Origin of the sequence: Nocardioides sp. (assembly GCF_014360585.1) — a bacterium.
Taxonomy (GTDB): domain Bacteria; phylum Actinomycetota; class Actinomycetes; order Propionibacteriales; family Nocardioidaceae; genus Nocardioides.
Genome location: NZ_JACIXG010000032.1, coordinates 16,324 through 35,089, shown reverse-complemented (window position 1 = coordinate 35,089; position 18,766 = coordinate 16,324). Strand labels below are relative to the sequence as shown.

At 68.8% G+C, this 18,766-nt stretch carries 15 protein-coding genes, 1 tRNA gene, 1 other RNA gene and 1 pseudogene; 15 read left to right on the top strand and 3 right to left on the bottom strand.

What is annotated here, in order from left to right:
* Window positions 1-24: 24 nt before the first annotated feature.
* On the bottom strand, window positions 25-4,059 hold the full coding sequence (gene eccCa / locus H5T77_RS12695; RefSeq protein ID WP_292649764.1) for a type VII secretion protein EccCa: 4,035 nt from the start codon (window positions 4,057-4,059) through the stop codon (window positions 25-27).
* A gap of 174 nt (window positions 4,060-4,233) precedes the next feature.
* Here eccCa and H5T77_RS12690 point away from each other — a divergent pair, with 174 nt between their 5' ends.
* The 6 genes from H5T77_RS12690 (at window position 4,234) to H5T77_RS12665 (ending at window position 10,531) form a co-directional block, all read left to right on the top strand.
* The gene (locus tag H5T77_RS12690; RefSeq protein WP_292649762.1) at window positions 4,234-5,607 is read left to right on the top strand and encodes a ubiquitin family protein; all 1,374 of its coding nucleotides are present in this window, start codon (window positions 4,234-4,236) and stop codon (window positions 5,605-5,607) included.
* A 152-nt stretch (window positions 5,608-5,759) separates the two neighbouring features.
* The gene (locus H5T77_RS12685) at window positions 5,760-6,095 is read left to right on the top strand and encodes a WXG100 family type VII secretion target (RefSeq protein ID WP_292649761.1); all 336 of its coding nucleotides are present in this window, start codon (window positions 5,760-5,762) and stop codon (window positions 6,093-6,095) included.
* 48 nt (window positions 6,096-6,143) lie between these two features.
* The gene (locus H5T77_RS12680; RefSeq protein WP_292649759.1) at window positions 6,144-6,437 is read left to right on the top strand and encodes a WXG100 family type VII secretion target; all 294 of its coding nucleotides are present in this window, start codon (window positions 6,144-6,146) and stop codon (window positions 6,435-6,437) included.
* A gap of 181 nt (window positions 6,438-6,618) precedes the next feature.
* Window positions 6,619-7,989: a type VII secretion integral membrane protein EccD gene (gene eccD / locus H5T77_RS12675; RefSeq protein WP_292649757.1), complete on the top strand. Its 1,371-nt coding sequence runs from the start codon at window positions 6,619-6,621 to the stop codon at window positions 7,987-7,989.
* A complete protein-coding gene (locus H5T77_RS12670) occupies window positions 7,989-9,401 on the top strand; it encodes a type VII secretion protein EccB (RefSeq protein ID WP_292649755.1) in 1,413 nt (470 codons plus the stop codon). The genes eccD and H5T77_RS12670 overlap by 1 nt, the downstream gene beginning before the upstream one ends.
* On the top strand, window positions 9,386-10,531 hold the full coding sequence (locus H5T77_RS12665; RefSeq protein WP_292649753.1) for a S8/S53 family peptidase: 1,146 nt from the start codon (window positions 9,386-9,388) through the stop codon (window positions 10,529-10,531). The genes H5T77_RS12670 and H5T77_RS12665 overlap by 16 nt, the downstream gene beginning before the upstream one ends.
* Before the next feature lie 4 nt (window positions 10,532-10,535).
* Here the strand turns inward: H5T77_RS12665 and H5T77_RS12660 are convergent, their stop codons facing one another.
* On the bottom strand, window positions 10,536-10,901 hold the full coding sequence (locus tag H5T77_RS12660) for a winged helix-turn-helix transcriptional regulator (RefSeq protein ID WP_292649751.1): 366 nt from the start codon (window positions 10,899-10,901) through the stop codon (window positions 10,536-10,538).
* A 77-nt stretch (window positions 10,902-10,978) separates the two neighbouring features.
* On the opposite strand from H5T77_RS12660, the gene H5T77_RS12655 reads away from it, so the two are divergent.
* Window positions 10,979-11,389: a RidA family protein gene (locus H5T77_RS12655; RefSeq protein ID WP_292649749.1), complete on the top strand. Its 411-nt coding sequence runs from the start codon at window positions 10,979-10,981 to the stop codon at window positions 11,387-11,389.
* Window positions 11,390-11,469: 80 nt separating this feature from the next.
* Here the strand turns inward: H5T77_RS12655 and H5T77_RS12650 are convergent.
* Window positions 11,470-11,557: transfer RNA gene (locus H5T77_RS12650), tRNA-Ser, on the bottom strand.
* 124 nt (window positions 11,558-11,681) lie between these two features.
* Here H5T77_RS12650 and ffs point away from each other — a divergent pair.
* The 8 genes and pseudogenes from ffs to H5T77_RS12615 all read left to right on the top strand — a co-directional run bounded on the left by ffs (window position 11,682) and on the right by H5T77_RS12615 (window position 18,707).
* Window positions 11,682-11,772, top strand: an RNA gene (ffs, locus tag H5T77_RS12645) — signal recognition particle sRNA small type.
* A 170-nt stretch (window positions 11,773-11,942) separates the two neighbouring features.
* Window positions 11,943-14,096: a DNA polymerase III subunit gamma and tau gene (locus H5T77_RS12640; protein ID WP_292649747.1), complete on the top strand. Its 2,154-nt coding sequence runs from the start codon at window positions 11,943-11,945 to the stop codon at window positions 14,094-14,096.
* A 10-nt stretch (window positions 14,097-14,106) separates the two neighbouring features.
* On the top strand, window positions 14,107-14,487 hold the full coding sequence (locus H5T77_RS12635) for a YbaB/EbfC family nucleoid-associated protein (RefSeq protein WP_292649745.1): 381 nt from the start codon (window positions 14,107-14,109) through the stop codon (window positions 14,485-14,487).
* Window positions 14,488-14,535: 48 nt separating this feature from the next.
* On the top strand, window positions 14,536-15,132 hold the full coding sequence (recR, locus tag H5T77_RS12630) for a recombination mediator RecR (RefSeq protein WP_292649744.1): 597 nt from the start codon (window positions 14,536-14,538) through the stop codon (window positions 15,130-15,132).
* A 97-nt stretch (window positions 15,133-15,229) separates the two neighbouring features.
* Window positions 15,230-15,817 (top strand): DUF5063 domain-containing protein, encoded by a 588-nt coding sequence (locus H5T77_RS12625; protein ID WP_292649743.1) that lies wholly within the window; start codon window positions 15,230-15,232, stop codon window positions 15,815-15,817.
* 11 nt (window positions 15,818-15,828) lie between these two features.
* Window positions 15,829-17,133, top strand: a pseudogene (locus H5T77_RS12620) (aspartate kinase); the annotation flags it as partial.
* Window positions 17,110-17,667 carry an ACT domain-containing protein gene (locus H5T77_RS25755; RefSeq protein WP_472850345.1) on the top strand — a complete coding sequence of 186 codons (558 nt, stop codon included), beginning with the start codon at window positions 17,110-17,112 and terminating at the stop codon, window positions 17,665-17,667. The pseudogene H5T77_RS12620 and the gene H5T77_RS25755, both read left to right, overlap by 24 nt.
* The gene (locus tag H5T77_RS12615) at window positions 17,664-18,707 is read left to right on the top strand and encodes an aspartate-semialdehyde dehydrogenase (RefSeq protein ID WP_292649739.1); all 1,044 of its coding nucleotides are present in this window, start codon (window positions 17,664-17,666) and stop codon (window positions 18,705-18,707) included. Before H5T77_RS25755 ends, H5T77_RS12615 begins: the two co-directional genes overlap by 4 nt.
* Window positions 18,708-18,766: the final 59 nt, after the last annotated feature.

Below are 18,766 nucleotides of genomic sequence, written 5' to 3'. Positions count from 1 at the left end.
AGTACGGGCGTTCGCCGAAACAGATCAGATCGAGGACTCGCTCCACGCCAGCTGAATGACCTCGACGCCGCGCTCCCGGGTGACGAGGCGCCCACGGCCCGGGAGGGTCGGGACCGGCTTCAGGTTGCCGACGAGCGGACCCTCGTCCGGGTTGCCGGAGAGCAGCAGACCGGGCATCGCCAGGTCGCGCATGGACTGGATGACCGACTCGTAGAGGGAGCGCGAAGCGCCACCCGAGCGGCGGGCGAGGATGACGTGCAGGCCAACGTCGCCGGCTTGAGCCATCAGTGGCTGCAACGGAGCCAGGGGCGAGCCCTGCTGCGTCGAGACGAGGTCGTAGTCGTCGACGAGCACGAACAGCTCCGCGCCCGACCACCACGACCGGTTGCGCAGCTCCTCGGGGGTGACGTCAGGACCCGGGATCCGCTTCGTCAGGTACGCCGCCAGGTCGTTCAGCGTCGGGTTCGCCTGCGTCGCCGAGGTGAGGTAGCCGACCAGGTAGTCCTCGGGGATCTCGCCGAGCAACGACCGCCGGTAGTCGACGACCGCGATCTGCGCCTCCTTGGGTGTGTGCGTCCGCATGATCTCGCGGGCGATGCTGCGCAGCATCGAGGACTTGCCGGACTGGCCGTCGCCGAAGACGAGCAGATGGGGCTCGGTGGCGGGGTTGAGGCCGACCGGTGCCAGCTCCTTCTCGTTGATGCCCAGCAGCAGTCGCTTGCCGGGCTTCTCCTCGGTGACCCCGGCCTGCTCGCGGATCTGCTCGATCGTGATCCGCTCCGGCAGCAGCCGCAGCTTGGGTCCGGCAGGTCCCTGCCAGGCGGCGGAGACCCGGGAGATCAGATCGTCGACACCGTCGCCCAACGTCGTCGGAGAGCCGTCACCATCCATCCGGGGCAGCGCGCTGAGGAAGTGGAGCTTCTCCTTCACGATGCCTCGACCCGGACGCCCGGTCGGCACCAGAGCGGCGATCTTGCGGTCGAGCTCGGAATCCATCGGGTCACCCAGACGCAGCTCGAGCTTGGTGCCGAAGATGTCGCGCATCGACGAGCGGAACTCGGCCCAGCGACCGGCCGCCGCGACGATGTGGACACCGAAGGTCAGGCCACGCGGAGCGATCTCCTGGATGGCGTACTCGAGGTCGTCGAAGTCGGCGCGCAGGGTGCCCCACCCGTCGATGACGAGGAACACGTCGCCCCAGCCGTCGTCGGCCTGGCCGCGAGCACGACGGATGCGATAGGTCTCGATCGAGTCGATGCCCTGCGCCCGGAAGTAGGCCTCACGTCGGTCGATGATGCCGGAGACCTCGGCCAGGACCCGACGTACGACGTCAGGCTCGGAACGGGTGCCGACACCGGAGACGTGCGGGAGCTTGGCCAGCGGCGCGAACGTGCCACCACCGAAGTCGAGCACGAAGAACTGCACCTCTTGGGGCGTCATGGTCAACGACATCGAGGTGACGATGGTGCGGAGCGTCGTGGACTTGCCGGTGCGCGGCGCACCGATGACCGCGACGTGACCGGCGGCCCCGCGCAGGTCGAGGGTGAGCGTGTCCCGCAGCTGCTCACGCGGCTTGTCGACGATGCCGAGAGGCACGACCAGACCGCCGAGCCGCTTCCAGGCCGGCGAGTGCAGCCCGAGCTCGGGCGAGGTGGTCAGGTCGGGCATCAACGTGTCGAGCGTGTCGGGGATGTCGAGCGGCGGCAGCCAGACCTGGTGGGCCGGGGTGCCGTGTCCGGTCATCCGGTCGACAGCGATGTCGAGCATGGACTTCTCAACGCCGTCTGCGCCGACGACCGGTGCAGACGGGCGCTCGTCCTCATCCTCGGCCGGGATCGCCAGCTGTTTCACCTCGGCGATCGAGAAGGGGTAGATGCCCTGCAGCTTGCCGCCCTCGTCGCGGCGGACCCGCGAGCCCGCAGCCGGCGGCCCGGAGACGTACGCCGCCCGGAACCGCTGCATGTTGGTCGGATCAGGCTTCAGGTAGCCGAGCCCGGGGATGGCCGGGAGCTCGTAGGCGTCCGGAACACCGAGCACGGTCCGCGACTCCTGTGCGGAGAACGTACGCAGACCGACGCGGTAGGAGAGGTGCGAGTCGAGGCCGCGCAGGCGGCCCTCCTCGAGGCGCTGCGAGGCGAGCAGCAGGTGGATGCCGAGGGAGCGGCCCAGTCGACCGATCGCGACGAACAGGTCGATGAACTCGGGCTTGGCCGAGAGCATCTCGGAGAACTCGTCGACCACGATGAACAGCGACGGCAGCGGGTCCATCGAGGGATCCTGCGTACGGGCCTTCTCGTAGTCCTTCAACGAGGAGAAGTTGCCGGCCTCGCGCAGCAGCTCCTGACGGCGGGTCATCTCGCCGGAGAGCGCGTCCTGCATACGGTCGACCAGGGTGAGCTCGCCCTCGAGGTTGGTGATCACCGCGGAGACGTGCGGCATGCCCGCCATGCCGGCGAACGTCGCACCACCCTTGAAGTCGACCAGCACCAGGTTGAGCACCTCGGGCGGGTGGGTGAGCACCAGACCGAGGACGAGGGTGCGGAGGAACTCCGACTTACCGGAACCGGTCGCACCGATGACGAGGCCGTGCGGCCCCATACCCTGCTGGGCCGACTCCTTGATGTCCATGTGGATCTGCTGGCCGGCGTCACCGACACCGACCGGCACGCGCAGGCGGTCGCGGTTGGCGCGGGGGCGCCAGGCGACGTCGGGGTCGAAGGAGCGTACGTCCCCCAGACCGAGCAGCGCCATGTAGTCCTTCGGCGCCGCGATCTCGGTGTCCTGCGGAGTCTCCGCGGCGGCGTCGGATCCCTCCGGAGCCACGGTGTAGAGCGCGGTGAGACGACGGGCGTAGGCCTCGGCATCGGCCATGGTCATCTGGTCCACGCGCAGCCGGACCGGGTCCATGCGTACGCGCACCTGGTAGCCGGGGACGGTGCTGTTCTCGTCGGGCTCCTCGTCATCGATCAGGAACCGCACCCGGCTGGAGTCGAAGAGCTCGTCCCAGTGGGTCGGTAGGTCGATGACGGTGACGCCCTGGACGCCGTCGTCGGGGAGCACGTGGTTGCCGGGCGGGACCGAGCCGCCGTCGACGATGACCACGACCTGCGGAACAGGGATCCGGTCGTCGGTGCCCCAGCGGGCGCGCTCGCCGACCTCGGTCGGGAGGAGGGCGCCGAGATCGTTGATGTTGGTGACCACCATGCGGCGCGGCCCGACGGCGTCGACCTCACGGCCGCTCTGCGCGTGCGGGAGCCACTTGACCCAGTCCCACTCGGCGAGATTGCGCTCGGAGGTGAGCACGGCGACGATCAGCTGCTCCGGTGAGTGGAAGGCCGTCATCCCGCAGATCAGGGCACGGGCCAGCGCCCGGGCCTGGTCCTCGTTGCCGCAGATCTCCATCTTGTCGAACCCGCGCAGGTTGGTCGCCGCGGGCAGGTCCGGCTGGACCCGGTGGACCGTCAGCAGCCGGTGCAGCGCGCTCGCCGAGGCCGGGTCGACCTGGTCGATCGGGGTCTGCTGGGGCGGCACCAGGGTCAGGGCCAGGGGCTGGTGCGCGACGCCGTAGCGGACGTCGAGATAGCGCTTGTGGGTGTTCGACCGCTCCCACAGCCGGCTGCGCTCCTCGGCGATCGCGGGCAACGAGGACGGCGCGGGGTAGTGCCAGGTCAGCGCCTTGCGCTGCTGCTCGCCGGCTTTGCGCGCCGACTGCCGGACCCCGGCGAGATAGCGCAGGTAGTCCGTACGCTGCCCGCCGACCTGCTTCTGCTTCTGCTTCCGCTGACGGTCGATCTGCACGAAGATGAAGCCGAGGGTCGCGAACAGGAACATGCCGGCGGCGATGTAACGCTGGATCGGCGGGGAGCCGCCCGCGCCGGACTGCATGGTCGCGATGAGCACGATCGACCCGAGCCCACCGAGCATGGGGATGGCGTTCATCAGGATGCCGCCGACGCCCTCGCCCTCTTCGATAGCCGGCGGAGGGTTGAGCGTGATCTCCCCCTCGGGGACCTCTGGCTCTTCGGTGCGGGTACCGCCGGCTGTCGCAGCGATAGTCACATGTCCCCCTGGGAGTGGTTCAGCGGCCCGCGGGCCCGGATGCCGCAGGTGGTCTGGATCTTAGAGTGCCCACACCCCGGCCACTACCTTTAACCGTGCCGGTCGGGTAAAACGGGCGGTGGAGCTTCCGATGTGGAACTCTGTCACAGGGTCTTCACGTATCCGGGAGGTGTCATGCCCACTCAGACGGCCGATGCCGTTGAGCCGGCGCTCGCAGCAGGCGGGCTGGCGGTCACGGTCCACGGCACCGCCGGTGTGGTCGACATCGTCGTGCCCTCTGACGCGCACGCCTCGGACCTGGCCCGGGAGTACGCCACCGCGGTCGGTCTTCCCGCGCCGCCGGTGCTGCGCGACCGCCGTGGAGACGTGCTCGTGCCCGACGCCTCCCTCGCCTCGCGCGGCGTCACCTCTGGCGCCTTGCTGGCCGCCGACTCCCCGCCCACGCAGTCCTACTCGCGGCCCGAGGTCGTGGAGACGGTCGCCCCGCGGCATGCGGGCAGCTTCTCGTTCTACTGGGTCGGTCTGGCCACCCTGCTGGCCGTCGCCGCCGCCGGGTTCGGCGCCCTGGCCGACGGCTGGCAGCAGACAGCCATCGCCGCCCTGCTCGGGCTCGGCGCACTGGTCGGCATCCTCCCCGCCGGGCCGTACGCAGCGCGCCGGGCGATCGTCGCGCCCGCCTTCGCTGCCGGTGCTGCCTTCGTCATCACCATCGACCCCGCGCCCGAGACGCTGCCGATGGCCGTCGGCGTGGCCGGGCTGAGCGCCGCGATCGTCGCGACGATCTCGCGGTCGCTCGTGAGCGACGTCGATGCTGCGCTCAAGGTCTGGACCCTGGCCGGCGCCGCGGTCTTCGTGGTGACCGCGTTGTGCGCACTGCTCGGCACCTCCCCGCAGGTGCCGTGGTCGATCCTGTTCGCCGCGGCGGCGCTCGCGGCGCGGATCGTGCCCTCGTACGCCGTGGACGTGCCCGACTCCTATCTCCTCGACGTCTCCAAGCTGTCGGTGACCGCCTGGTCCGCGCGCGCCAAGACGACCTCGAGCACGGCCACCGTCCCGTTCGGCGAGGTCACCCAAGTGGCCGAGCGCGGCGCTCGGACGCTGGCAGCGGCTTCGTGGGCGATCCTCGCTGTAGTGGCGGTGAGCGGGCCGGGGCTGGTCGCGACCGCCACCGCCGAGCTGGACCGGGTCGGCGGCTGGCTGATCATGATGGCGGGCGCCTTCGTGATCCTGCTCTCGGCTCGCAGCTATCGCTACTGGCTGCCTCGTGGCGTACTGCGGATCGCTGGCGTTATTGCGCTGGCGGTCGGAGTCCATGCCTTCGTAGGCTGGGCCGACCCGGAGCTGGTCTCCTGGCTCGGTCTGGGCGTCGTGCTCATCGGTCTTGCGGTGATCGTCGCGGCCATCGCTACCGGCCGGGGCTGGCGCTCGGCGAAGTGGGCGGCTCGGGCCGACTGGTCGGAGTCGCTGTGCGGTGCGGCTGTCATCGCTTCGTTCGTAGTTTCCTCAGGGTTCTTCCGCCACTTGTGGGAGTCGGGTTTCAATGGCTAGGCAGCATCGCTGAAAAAGTTCAGAGTTTTCTGTTTAGAACTCCGGAGACGGGGTATGAACACAGTGTCCGGACCTCGGGGGAGCCCATCGGGAGCCGGGCTCCACAAGGTATCAACCTAGGAAACCGGTTCCGCCGGTGGAAGGACAGCACCATGAGCAGTGAGATGAAGCAAGGCCAGGCGATCAACGTCGCCGTCAACGACATCGCTGAGACCAAGGGCAAGCTGCAGAGCATCAGTGCGTCGGTTGCGAGCGAGGCCAGGGCGGGCAAGGACAAGGGTTGGCACGGTGCGGGCGGTAACGCGTTCGGCAAGCTCATCGAGACCTGGGAGCGGAAGTCGCGGGACATCACGAACGCTCTCGACGAGCTCACGAACGGGCTCACCGAGGCGCGCAAGGCTGGTACCCGGGCTGACGAGGATGTTGCCGGCGCGACCCAGTCGGTCAGCTCGAGCATGGACAGCATCTCGTTCAAGATGGGTGGCTGACCACCCGGTCAGGTCCCGCATTCCACAAGACTCTGAGAGGAAACTGACATGGGTGAAGAGATCAAGGTCAATCATGGAGACATGGCCAACATCATCGACACGCTCAGCAACGGCGTGAAGAGGATGGATGGCGAGCTCTCCGGCCTCGAGAACCGCATCAACAAGCTCAAGGCCGAGTTCACCGGTGAGGCGGCCAACGCCTACGCCGAGGCTCAGGCGAAGTGGGACCGTGCGGTTGCCGAGATCCAGCAGTCGCTCGCCCAGAGCGCGGCGTTCGTCGGCCAGTCGCAGCAGGACATGCACGACGCCGACCGCCGTGGCGCGGCTGGCTTCGGCGGCTGAGTCCGTCAACACACGCAACACGGGGGGATCGGTGCAGGGCACCGGTCCCCTCGTCGCTGGTTTTATGGCAAAGTCAGCGCTGATGCTCGCTGTCTGACTCAGCGGGCGCGATGTAGCCCTAGCTCTCGGGACATTCGGTCGGTTCGTCTCGGGCACAGGCATGACGCGAGGAGTTCGTGAAATGACGCAGGCGCAGGTGGCGCCCACGGGGTTGGTACGGGTCACTGTCGCCTCCGGCACCCGTCGGATGGATCTGGTGCTGCCGGGCTCGGTGCCGGTCGCTGAGCTCGTCCCCGAGCTCGCGCGAAGCGTCGGGTTGCTCGACCCGCAGACGGCGTACGCCGGTTACCGCGTCGTGCTGGCCGACGGTCGCAAGCTGACCGGTGACCTCGGTCTGATCCCGCAGGGTGTCGAGGACGGTGGCGTCCTCACCGTGAGCGCCGGGATCGACGACAAGCCGCCGCGGGTCTACGACGACGTGGTCGAGGCGATGACCGACGTCGTCGAGAGTGAGATGGCTCCCTGGAAGCCGGAAGCAGGCAGGCGTACGTCGCTGCTGGCTGCCGCGCTGCTGCTGCTCCTCGGTGCCGGGGCGCTGTGGACCCAGTCGCCGTCGATGCTCGCCGGCGTCGCGGCCGCCGTGATCGGCATCGTCCTCGCCGGCGGCGCGATCGTGCTCTCCCGGCTCGAGGCCGAGAACGACGCCGCGATCGCTGCTGTTTGGATCGGTGAGATCTACGGCGCGGTCGCCGGCTTCCTGATCGGCTCGGCCGCCTTCGGCCCGGGCGACGGCGTCGGGGTGCCGCTTGCCATCGGCGGAGCGGGCGCGATGCTCGCCTCCGCGATCGGCTTCCTCGGCCTCGGCGAGTCCCGGATCCTGGCGATGCCGGGCGCGCTCGTCGGTGGCGTCTTCCTGGTGGCCGGTCTGCTGCTGAGCGCGACCGGATGGAGCGCCGGCGTCGTGCTCGGGATCGTCCTGGTCGTCGTGGTGCTGGCCGGCAGCTTCTTCCCGTGGCTCGCGCTGAGCACGACCAAGACCGACGTCCCTCAGCTCTACTCCGACGAGGACATCAACCTCGACCCCGACGAGATCCGAAAGGACCAGGTCCGGGTCGACGCCAAGGTCGCCCACGAGATCCTGGTCGCGATCGCGCTCTCCGTCGGCGTCCTGGTCGTGCTGACCACACCGTTCGTGGTGCAGCTCGGGCTCGCCGGCACGCTGGTGGCGCTGGCCGCGTGCGTGGTGCTGATGCTGCGCACTCGGCAGTACCGGACGGGCTCTGAGGTGCTGGTGGGGCTTTCCTCGGGGATCGCCGGACTGCTCGTGATCGGCGCCGCGCTGCTCGTCTACCACGAGGAGTGGCGGCCGACGACCGCCGTCGTGCTGGCGGCAGCGGGCGGCGTACTCCTGGTGCTGACGCTGGTTCCTGACGTCGGGTCCATCCGGCGTGGCCGGCTGGCCGATCTCGCCGAGACGATCTGCCTGCTTGCGATGTTGCCGCTGATGGTGCTCGCCTCGGGCCTCTTCGGCGCCGCGGTGGCTGGTTTCTGATGGCCAGCAAGAAGGATCTCGTAGAGGCGCACGCCTTCAGCCGCCGCCGGCTGGTCTCCGCGTTCCTCTCCGGCGCCCCCGGTGGGCGCGAGGTCGAGCCGGCCCGGCCGGGTCGCTCGGTCTTCGGTGGCGTCATCCTCGCGGTGCTGCTCATCGCCGGCGGTGCCGTCGCCCACTTCCTCTCACCCAGGCCTGCCACCGGCTGGGCCGACACCGATGGGCTGATCGTCACCAAGGGCGGCGCGCGTTACGTTGTCACCGGCCCTGACCAGGACAAGGAGCTGCACCCGGTCGTCAATCTGGCCAGCGCGCAGCTCATCCTCGGTCTCGACCTGGAGGACAAGTCCAAGGTCATCGATCAGGAGGAGATCGACAAGGAGTTCCCCAAGGGGACGATCGGCCTCGGCGGGCCCAACGTTCCGGAGGAGCTGCCGCTGACGTCCGACTTCATCAACACCGGCTGGACGGCGTGCACCGCCGACGAAGCGGGCACCTTCCTGAACATCTCCGCGAAACCGGACGTCAAGTCGGCCACGGACACCGGTTTCATGGTGCAGACCGAGGACGGCACCTACCTCATCGCCGAACACGCGACGCCCGAAGGCTTCGAACAGGCCTACAGGTACAAGGTCGAGGGTGACCAGGAGACGTACGCCGATCGAGTCTTCGAATCCTCTCCGCCGACCCTCAACGTCCCGCAGGCCTGGGTCAACCTGTTCCCCGCGGGCGCTCCCCTGGAGGCCGAGGCGTTCGGGAGCGCCTATACGAAGTTCGGCCAGGCCATGGAGGGCGAGGACCACCCCATCGGCACGAAGGGCATCTTCGACAGCAGGAGCTATCTGCTCACCGAGACCGGCTGGATCCCGATCAACGAGTTCACGGCGCAGGTGTACGACACCGCGCTCCAGGCTGCTGGCAAGTCGGTCAGCACGACGTCGCTGGACAGCGGACCCCAGATCGACGGCGACCGCCCGGAGACCTTCTGGCCCGAGACCAAGCTCCAGCCGGGCGTCTCGAGCGCCTGTGCAGTGCTGGACACCACCGACGGTACGACCGTACGGCTCGGCATCGAGCCGGGGGAGGACGCTTGGCGGACGTCGGAGCCCCCTGCTGCCGACGATCTCACCTCGGCTCGGGTAGATCCCGGCAAGGGCGCGTTCGTCTACGCCGCCAACGGAGAGAAGCTCGACAAGAAGAGCGGGACGCCCTATCTGATCGATGCCCGCGGCACAGTCAACACGTTGGACGGTCCGATCACGGTCGCACGGCTCGGACTGAGCTTCGACTCCGGTCCGATCGTCCCCGGCACGTGGCTGCAGCTGCTCCCCAGTGGCGCTGCGCTCTCCACCGAATTGGCGCTGTGCCCGCCCAACAGCGATGACGTCGAGGCGGACCAGTGCGTGACCCAGTGACGCTCGTACGTCGCGGGGTCGCCCTGGCCGCCGTCGCCGGCGGGTTGACGCTGCTGGGCAGCCCAGGGCCTGCGTACGCTGCGGAGGAGCGGGCGGAATGCTCGGCCTATGCGAAGAACACCGGCGGTGGCACCCCGCAGAAGGCGGAGACGCGGACCGCGCCGGTGCCGGAGCAGGTGGCCCCGTTCGCGATCATGCGGATCGCCGAGGCCCAGAAGGTGAGCAAGCAGGGCCAGGGGATCCGGGTCGCGGTGGTCGACTCCGGCTTCGGCCGCAACGCGCCGGAATACCACGGCACCGTGGCGGCGGGCCTGATCTCCCAGATCGCCCCCAAGGCGACGCTCAGCGACCACCCGGTCCTCAAGGTCGGGCAGGAGAAGTCGACGATCGAGGCCAAGAAGATGGTGGCCGAGCTCGGCTCGCTGGCCAAGGGCAACGCGAAGGGGCTGATCGTCGACATCGGTCTGCCCGCGACACAGCAGGCGCCTGGTCTCGACGCCGCCGTCGACGCGCTCATCAAGAAGGGGGCCATCGTGGTGATGGCCGCGGACTGGTCCGAGGTCGTCACCGACTCGGACCCTCTGGACGTCGCGTCCAAGGCGTTCCCCAACGCCAACGACTCCATCGTGACGGTCAGCGCCTCCGGCACCTGGGCCTCCGACCCGGACTTCAAGGTGCTGCCGAACTCCCGGACGGATGTCACTGCTCCGACCTACGGTGCCCCATCGACGACGCTCTTCGGCCAACCGTGCTGGGTCGACTCGATCACGACGTCCTTCGCCGCCGCCGAGGTCTCGGCCGTTCTGGCGCTGATCTGGTCGACCAACCCGGGCTGGAGCGCGGACCAGGTCATCGACCGGCTCTACAGCACCACGTCGGGCCGTGAGGGCCAGGGCGGGCGCTACTGGGGCGCCGGTGTGGTGAACGCCTACGCCGCGCTCACCAGTCCGCCCGTCGAGGAAGCCGCCACGGCGCCGGAGATCGAGCAGGCGCCGATGGCTAGGGAGGAGGTCGACCCGCTCGCCGCCGTCCGCGAGAACGCGATCTGGTGGGGGATTGCAGGCGGCGGGGCGCTCGGTCTCGGTTTGGTTCTGCGACCGCTGTTCTCGCGGCGCAAAGGCTCGATGTAGCCGGTCACGGCTCGCTGTCGAAGGCTTCGCGAGCTGCCTCGACCTCCGGGAGTGTCGTGGCCGACCAGTGGTAGAGGCCGTCGATGAGATCCTGCAGCGTGCTGCCCAGCGGGGTGATGCGGTACTCCACCGCGACCGGGCGAGTGCTCAGCACGACGCGCTCCACCATGCCGTTGCGCTCCAGGCGGCGCAGAGCTGTGGTCAGCGACTTCTGAGTCACCGCCGGGATCGCCTGGCGCAGCTCGTTGAAACGGCGCGTCCGCTCGCACAGCGTGTCGAGGACCTGGAGCGACCACTTGTCGAGGAGCTGGTCGAGGAGCTCGCGATGCTCCTGGGTCAGGCGCAGCGGACCGGGGGCGGTATCGGGCATGACACCTAGTCTCGTTGAAGTGTCCTCTGGATACCAAGTACATATGAGATACCCGATCCCTCGAAAGGAATCTCATCGTGCCCGTTGAACTGCTCACCCCAGATGGCATGTTCCAACCCGTGCCCTATCACCACGTCTCCGTGGCGACCGGCTCCCGCCACATCCATGTCGCCGGTCAGATCGCCCGGGATGAGCTCGGGCGTGGTGTTGCCCCTGGCGACCTCGCCGGCCAGCTCGCCCACGCCCTCCGCAACACCGCCCGCGGACTCGCCGGGGCCGGCGCCACCTTCGCCGACGTCGTACGCCTCAGGTTCTTCGTCACGAACTGGACCCCGGACAAGTACGAGGCGTTCGTCGCCGGCCTAGAGAGCGTCGTCGACGAGCTCGGCATCCCGCAACCGCTGCCGCCACTGTCGGCCATCGGCGTGGACTACCTCTTCGAGCCCGACGTTCTCGTCGAGGTCGAGGCGTACGCCATCCTGGACTGAGCGGCTCGGAAATTGAAGAACGCCGGTCGGGAGCTTGCGCTTCCGGCCGGCGTTCTTGCAGGTCAACCTAGGTTTCCTGCTGGCGGATCTGGGGGGATTCGAACCCCCGAGGGCTTGCACCCAACACGGATTCCAGCCGTGCGCCATAGGCCACTAGGCGACAGATCCGTGAGGGATCTTACGCGGCTCTGGGAGCCTGGGGGAAATCGGCGGATGATGGGAGGGCCGCCACCTCGACAAGCTCGGTACACCGCTTTGGGATCCGCGCAGCGACTCGTCTAGACTCTTCGACAACCCCCCATGTGGCGACATCTTGTCGAATCTCCCCAGGGCCGGAAGGCAGCAAGGATAAGCGAGCTCTGTCGGGTACGTGGGGGGCCTTTTCATGCCCTCTTCCCTTTCGGCGGGCTCTTTCGCACCCGACGGGAAGTGGTCGATATGGGCCCGGTAGGCGCAGGACCGAGGGCCCAAAGTGTCCACTTCGCGGGCTTCGTCCGCTGCGCGGCCGCCCGGCGGCTACCGACTGTCGGTGACGGTCGTTAGGGTTCATGGGGTGGACGCACCCCTTGCTCTCTATCGCCGCTACCGGCCGGAGACGTTCGCCGAGGTCATCGGCCAAGATCACGTCACCGGTCCGCTGCGCAATGCGCTGGCAGGCAACCGGGTCAACCATGCGTACCTCTTCTCCGGTCCACGAGGCTGCGGCAAGACGACCTCGGCGCGGATCCTCGCCCGAGCGCTGAACTGTGAGAAGGCGCCGATCGCGGACCCGTGCGGGGAGTGCGACTCATGCCGAGACCTGGCGCGCGGTGGGCCCGGAAGCATCGACGTGATCGAGATCGACGCGGCTTCGCACGGCGGCGTCGACGATGCCCGTGACCTGCGGGAGAAGGCGTTCTTCGCCCCGGTCAAGAGCCGCTACAAGGTCTACATCATCGACGAGGCCCACATGGTCTCGACGCAGGGCTTCAACGCGCTGCTCAAGCTCGTCGAGGAGCCGCCGGAGCATCTCCGGTTCATCTTCGCGACGACCGAGCCGGAGAAGGTCATCCCGACGATCCGGTCCCGCACCCATCACTACCCGTTCCGCCTCTTCCCGCCCAAGCTGGTCGCCGACTACATCGCGACGTTGTGCGAGATGGAGGGGATCGCCGTCGAGTCGGCGGCGCTGCCACTGGTCGCGCGCGCGGGCGCAGGGTCGATGCGAGACAGCCTCTCGGTCATGGACCAGCTGCTCGGTGGCTCGGGGCCCGAGGGAGTGACGTACGAGCTGGCCGCCGGGCTGCTCGGCTACACCCCCGACGCGCTGCTGGACGAGGTCGTCGACGCCTTCGCTGCCCACGACGGCGCTGCCGTTTTCGGTGTGATCGACAAGATCATCGAGACCGGTCAGGACCCGCGGCGGTTCACCGAGGACCTGCTGCGACGACTGCGCGACCTGGTCATCGTCAAGGCGGTCCCGGACGCGCCCGCGACCGGCCTCATCGACGTCTCCGAGGACGGCGGCGAGCGGCTGGTCGCCCAGGCCGGTCGCTTCGGGCCGCACGACCTGTCGCGGGCGGCCGACGCGGTCGCGACCGGCCTCACCGAGATGCGCGGCGCCACCGCGCCCCGACTTCTGCTCGAGCTGATCTGCGCCCGGGTGCTGCTCCCCGCGGCCGACGGTGCCGACGGCCTCGCCGCTCGGCTGGACCGCCTGGAGAGGCGGATCGAGATCAGCGGTACGCCGACGGTGACCGCGCCTCCGGCAGCGGCCGCGCCAGCCCAGGACCGGCCGGTGCTCAAGCCGTCCGTCGGTGCGCCGGGGCACGAGCCGGTTACTCCAGCGCCCTCGCAGCCCGAGCCCGCCCCGATGTACGCCTCGGTTCCTGAGCCGGCCCCCGAGCCAACCCCTGCGTCCGCTCCTGCGTCGGTCGAGCCGCCGGAGCCGCAAGGCGGAGGCGTGTCGAGACCAACACAGCCCCCTTCCGCGAGCGACCGTGTTGGTCTCGACACGGACCCGCTCGTTCCTCGCGAGTCCGGCTCGACCAGCGGAGGCCAGCCGGGTGGCATGGGCAATGTCGACATCCGGCGCCTGTGGGACGACGTGATCGCCCAGACCAAGGATCTGCGTCGAGCGACCTGGTCGCTCGTGGGTCAGAACGCCCAGGTCGTCGACTTCCGCGACGGCGTGCTCACTCTCGGGTTCGCGTCGCCGGGTCTGCGTGACCGGTTCGCGACAGGCGGCCACGAGCCGGTTCTCGGGCAGGCGCTGGTCAACGTGATCGGCATCCAGCCGAAGATCGAGGCGATCGTCGCCGGAGGCGGCCAGAGCGCTCCGCAGCGCCAGGCCCCGCCGCCGCAGCCGAGCCAGCCCCGTGAGCCCGCCCAGCCGCAGCCCCAGGCGGCGTCCTGGAACGAGCAGGCGCCACCGCCCGACTGGGCCGCCGAGCCGCCGCCACCGGACCAGCCGCCGGCACCGCCGGAGCAGTCCGCGGCGCAGCCGGCCGACCCGGGAGCGATCGCGCTGGCTCGAGAGGCCATCCGGCCGACGCGTACGGCCGACTACGAGCCTCCTGTCGACGACACCGCGGCTCGCCTCGCGGAGGCCGACGCTGCGGTGAACCCCAACGACCAGGCCTACGACGGCCCGGCCGCGATGGGCGCGGAGGCGCTGCTCGCTCAGGAGCTGGGTGCAACGATGATCGAAGAGATCCCACACAACTAGGACGGCACAGATGACAAACCCACTCGAAGGCCTCGGCGGCGAAGGCGGCTTCGACCTCAACGCGATCATGCAGCAGGCCCAAGCCCTGCAGAGCCAGATCGTCGACGCCCAGGAGAAGCTCGCCGAGACGATCGTCGACGGCACCGTCGCCGGCGGCGCGGTGACCGTCAAGCTCACCGGCACCGGCGAGCTGGTCGGCGTGGAGATCAAGCAGGGCGAGTTCGACGGCAGCAGCCCCGATGACCTCGAGGACCTCGGTGCAGTGATCGTCGCCGCCTACCGCGACGCGAAGAGCAAGGCCGACGATCTCGCCGGTGAGGCGATGGGGCCGCTCGCGGGCGGCCTCGGCGGCGGCGCCGGTGGCGAGCCGCCGTTCAAGCTCGGCTTCTGAAACAGACACAGTCGAGACCAGCACAGCTAGAGACAGGCGATAACCAAGTTGTACGAGGGTGTGGTCCAAGACCTCATCGACGAGCTGGGACGGTTGCCGGGCGTAGGCCCGAAGAGCGCCCAGCGGATCGCTTTCCATCTGCTCCAGGCTGATCCTGCCGACGTACATCGGCTGGCCGCGATCCTCAACGAGGTCAAGGCGAAGGTGAAGTTCTGCTCGGTCTGCTTCAACGTCTCCGAGGAGGAGACCTGCCGGATCTGTCGTGACCCGCGTCGCGAGCAGTCCGTGCTGTGCGTGGTCGAGGAATACAAGGACGTCGTCGCGATCGAGCGCACCCGTGAGTTCCGCGGGCGCTACCACGTGCTCGGCGGTGCGATCAGTCCGATCGACGGGATCGGTCCCGACCAGTTGCGCATCCGCGAGCTGGTCCAGCGACTGAACGATCCGGGGATCACCGAGGTGATCCTCGCCACGGATCCCAACCTCGAGGGCGAGGCGACGGCGACGTACCTCACCCGTCAGCTGAGCCCGCTCGGCCTGAAGGTCACCCGTCTGGCCAGCGGTCTTCCTGTCGGCGGCGATCTGGAGTACGCCGACGAGGTCACTCTCGGGCGGGCGTTCGCCGGACGCAGAGCCGCCGAGTAGACCCTTAAGCCCTGATAAGAGCCGACTCTTTACCCTCGTCAGGCCGCGACTTCGGAGGTAGCCTGACGATTCATTGGACCTCCGGAAAGGGGCCGTCATGACGAACGACTTGACCGACAAGGACTTCGCCACCAGCATCGCCGACTCGGTGGAGAGCTTTCTGCTCTCGGTGCGCGCGATCGCTGCCGACGGCGACGGTGGCAGCGCTGTCTCGATGTTGCTGCTGGAGGTGAGCCAGATCCTGCTGGCGGGCGCGCGGCTGGGCGCCCAGCAGGACTTCGAGCCTCGTGAGGAGTTCCAGCCCGACGTGGGCATGGAAGCAGATGTCGACGAGCTCCGGATGGGGCTGGCCGGGATGTTCGGGGACATCGACACCTACAGCTTCGTCTTCGACCCCTACAGCCCCGACGTGGTCGACAGCCAGATCTCCGACGACGTCGCCAGCCTGGTGACCGATCTGGAGTACGGCCTGCGCCACTACCGGCTCGGTGACGTCGACGAGGCGCTTTGGTGGTGGCAGTTCAGCTACGTCAACAACTGGGGAAACCTGGCCGGGGCGGTGCTCAACGCGCTGCTCACCGTGGTCGCCCACGACCGCCTCGACTCCGAGCCGTTCACCGGTGAGGACGAGGACCTGGCTGCCGCAGATGAGATGCTGGAGAAGACGTCAGCACCGGCAACGTAGACTCTCCCGGCGTGGGAATCGTCGTTCAGAAGTACGGTGGCAGTTCGGTCGCAGATGCTGCGGGCATAAAGCGCGTGGCTCAACGGGTGGTCGCAACCAAAGAGCAGGGCCACGACGTTGTCGTGGCCGTCTCCGCCATGGGCGATACCACCGATGAGCTGATCGATCTGGCCAACAAGGTATCGCCCGACGCAACCGTGCACGCGCGTGAGTTCGACATGCTGCTCACCTCCGGCGAGCGGCAGTCGATGGCCCTGCTCGCGATGGCGATCAACGACGTCGCGAACGAGCGCGGGCTGGCGTACGAGGCCCGGTCGTTCACCGGGTCGCAGGCCGGCCTGATCACCGACGCGCAGCACGGGCGCGCCAAGATCCTCAGCATCACCCCGGAGCGGATCCAGGCGGCGATCGACGACGGTGCGATCGCGATCGTGGCCGGCTTCCAGGGCGTCTCCAGGGACACCAAGGACATCACCACGCTGGGCCGGGGCGGCACCGACACCACCGCTGTCGCGCTGGCGGTGGCGCTGAACGCCGACGTCTGCGAGATCTACACCGACGTCGACGGCGTCTTCACCGCCGACCCGCGGATCGTCCCGACGGCACGCAAGCTGAGCGTGGTCGCCTTCGAGGAGATGCTCGAGCTGGCCGCCTCCGGAGCCAAGGTGCTCCACCTGCGGTCCGTGGAGTTCGCCCGGCGTCACAGCCTGCCGATCCACGTACGCTCCTCCTTCTCCACCCTCAACGGCACGGTGGTCAAGGGCAGCATCGACGCGGTCTCGCCCCATGGCGACCCGCAGGCTCTCGAGGATGCCGGCATGGAGGCTCCGATCGTCGCGGCCATCGCCTACGACCGCAGCCAGGCGAAGATCACCGTCGTCGACGCGCCCGACCAAGTCGGCGCCGCCGCGAAGGTCTTCGACATCATCGCCGGGGTCGGGATCAACGTCGACATGGTCGTCCAGGACGCCTCGGCGGCCGGCACTGAGCGCACCGACATCACCTTCACCCTGCCCCGAGACGACGTCGAGCGTGCCGTGAAGGCGCTGGAGCTGGCGCAGGCCGAGGTCGGCTTCGTGCGGGTCAGCACGGAGCCGAGGATGGGCAAGGTCTCGTTGATCGGCGCCGGGCTGCGCACCCAGCCGAAGAAGATCGCCGACTTCTTCTCCGCGATCGCCCAGGCCGGGGTCAACATCCAGATGATCTCCACCTCCGAGGTGCGGGTCTCGGTCGTCGTCGCCGACGACGAGGTCGACCGGGCGGTGCAGGCCGCGGCGGAGAAGTTCAGCGACGTGGACGTCGAGAAGGTCTCCTACGGGGCCGAGGCCGGTGCCGACGTCCCGGACATCGTCGGCATCGCCCACGACCGCAGCGAAGCCAAGATCACCCTGGTGGGGGTCACCGACGAGCCGGGCGAGGCGGCCCGCGTCTTCGACACCCTCGCCGAAGCCGGCATCAACATCGACATGATCGTGCAGAACGTGTCGGCCGAGGAGACGCGGCGTACGGACATCTCGTTCACGCTCCCGCGCACGGACGTCAAGCTGGCCCGGGCGGCGCTGAGCGACATCCAGGGCAAGGTCGGCTTCGCCGACCCGATCACCGACGAGCAGATCGGCAAGCTCTCCATCGTCGGGGAGGGAATGCGTACGCATCCGGGGATCACGTCGCGGTTCTTCGCCGCGCTCGCCGCCGAGGGAGTCTTCATCAGGATGGTGTCGACCTCGGAGATCCGCGTCTCGGTGCTCGTCAACGCCGACGACCTCGACCGCGCAGTGCGCGCCACACACAGAGCATTCGGCCTCGACAGCGACGTAGAGGCCATCGTCTACGGAGGGACCGGCCGATGAGTGTCAATCTTGGAATCGTGGGAGCCACCGGGCAGGTGGGCGTCGCCGTGCGTCAGATCCTGCTCGAGCGGAATTTCCCGCTCGGCGAGGTTCGGCTCTTCGCCTCGGCGCGCTCGGCCGGCAAGACCATCGAGTTTGGTGACCGCTCGGTCGTCGTCGAGGACGCTGCCACCGCCGACCCGTCGGGGCTCGACATCGCGATCTTCTCCGCCGGCGGCGCCACCTCGAAGGCGCTGGCGCCGAAGTTCGCCGACGCCGGAGTGATCGTCATCGACAACTCCTCGGCCTGGCGCAAGGACCCGTCGATCCCGCTGGTCGTCTCCGAGGTCAACCCGTCGGCCATGGCCGGGGTCATCGAGGCCCGCCAAGGCATCATCGCCAACCCCAACTGCACCACGATGGCGGCGATGCCGGCGCTCAAGGCGCTCCACGACGAAGCCGGGCTCGAGCGCCTCATCGTGTCGACCTACCAGGCCGTCTCCGGCTCCGGCGTCGCCGGTGTCGAGGAGCTCGTCAACGGCATCACGGCCGCCGGCGACAAGGCCCGTGAGCTCGCCTACGACGGGTCCGCCATCGCATTCCCGGAGCCGGACAAGTACGTCGAGACGATCGCCTACAACGTCCTTCCTTACGCCGGCTCGCTGGTGGAGGACGGTCTCAACGAGACCGACGAGGAGCAGAAGCTCCGCAACGAGTCCCGCAAGATCCTCGCCCTGCCCGACCTGCGGGTCTCGGGGATCTGTGTCCGCGTCCCGGTCGTCACCGGCCACTCGCTCGCGGTCAACGCCGAGTTCTCCTCCCCGCTGACCCCCGAGCGCGCCACCGAGATCCTGTCGAACGCCCCCGGTGTCGAGCTCCGCGACGTACCGACGCCTCTGCACGCCGCCGGCAAGGACCCCTCCTACGTCGGCCGCATCCGCAAGGACGAGGGTGTCCCGGACAACCGTGGCCTCGCCCTGTTCATCTCCAACGACAACCTCCGCAAGGGTGCCGCGCTCAACACCGTCCAGATCGCCGAGCTCGTAGCCGCCGGCCTCTGACGAGACGTCGCGTACGTCGGCCGAGATGGCATCACGGTGCCGGCTCGGCCGACGGGAGT

Bases quoted from the DNA above. Each gene is read 5' to 3' on its own strand.
- H5T77_RS12625 (WP_292649743.1), top strand. From the start codon at position 15,230: ATGACGAACGACTTGACCGACAAGGACTTCGCCACCAGCATCGCCGAC.
- eccD (WP_292649757.1), top strand. From the start codon at position 6,619: ATGACGCAGGCGCAGGTGGCGCCCACGGGGTTGGTACGGGTCACTGTC.
- H5T77_RS12680 (WP_292649759.1), top strand. From the start codon at position 6,144: ATGGGTGAAGAGATCAAGGTCAATCATGGAGACATGGCCAACATCATC.
- H5T77_RS12660 (WP_292649751.1), bottom strand. From the start codon at position 10,901: ATGCCCGATACCGCCCCCGGTCCGCTGCGCCTGACCCAGGAGCATCGC.
- H5T77_RS12615 (WP_292649739.1), top strand. From the start codon at position 17,664: ATGAGTGTCAATCTTGGAATCGTGGGAGCCACCGGGCAGGTGGGCGTC.
- H5T77_RS12690 (WP_292649762.1), top strand. From the start codon at position 4,234: ATGCCCACTCAGACGGCCGATGCCGTTGAGCCGGCGCTCGCAGCAGGC.
- H5T77_RS12670 (WP_292649755.1), top strand. From the start codon at position 7,989: ATGGCCAGCAAGAAGGATCTCGTAGAGGCGCACGCCTTCAGCCGCCGC.
- H5T77_RS12635 (WP_292649745.1), top strand. From the start codon at position 14,107: ATGACAAACCCACTCGAAGGCCTCGGCGGCGAAGGCGGCTTCGACCTC.
- H5T77_RS12685 (WP_292649761.1), top strand. From the start codon at position 5,760: ATGAGCAGTGAGATGAAGCAAGGCCAGGCGATCAACGTCGCCGTCAAC.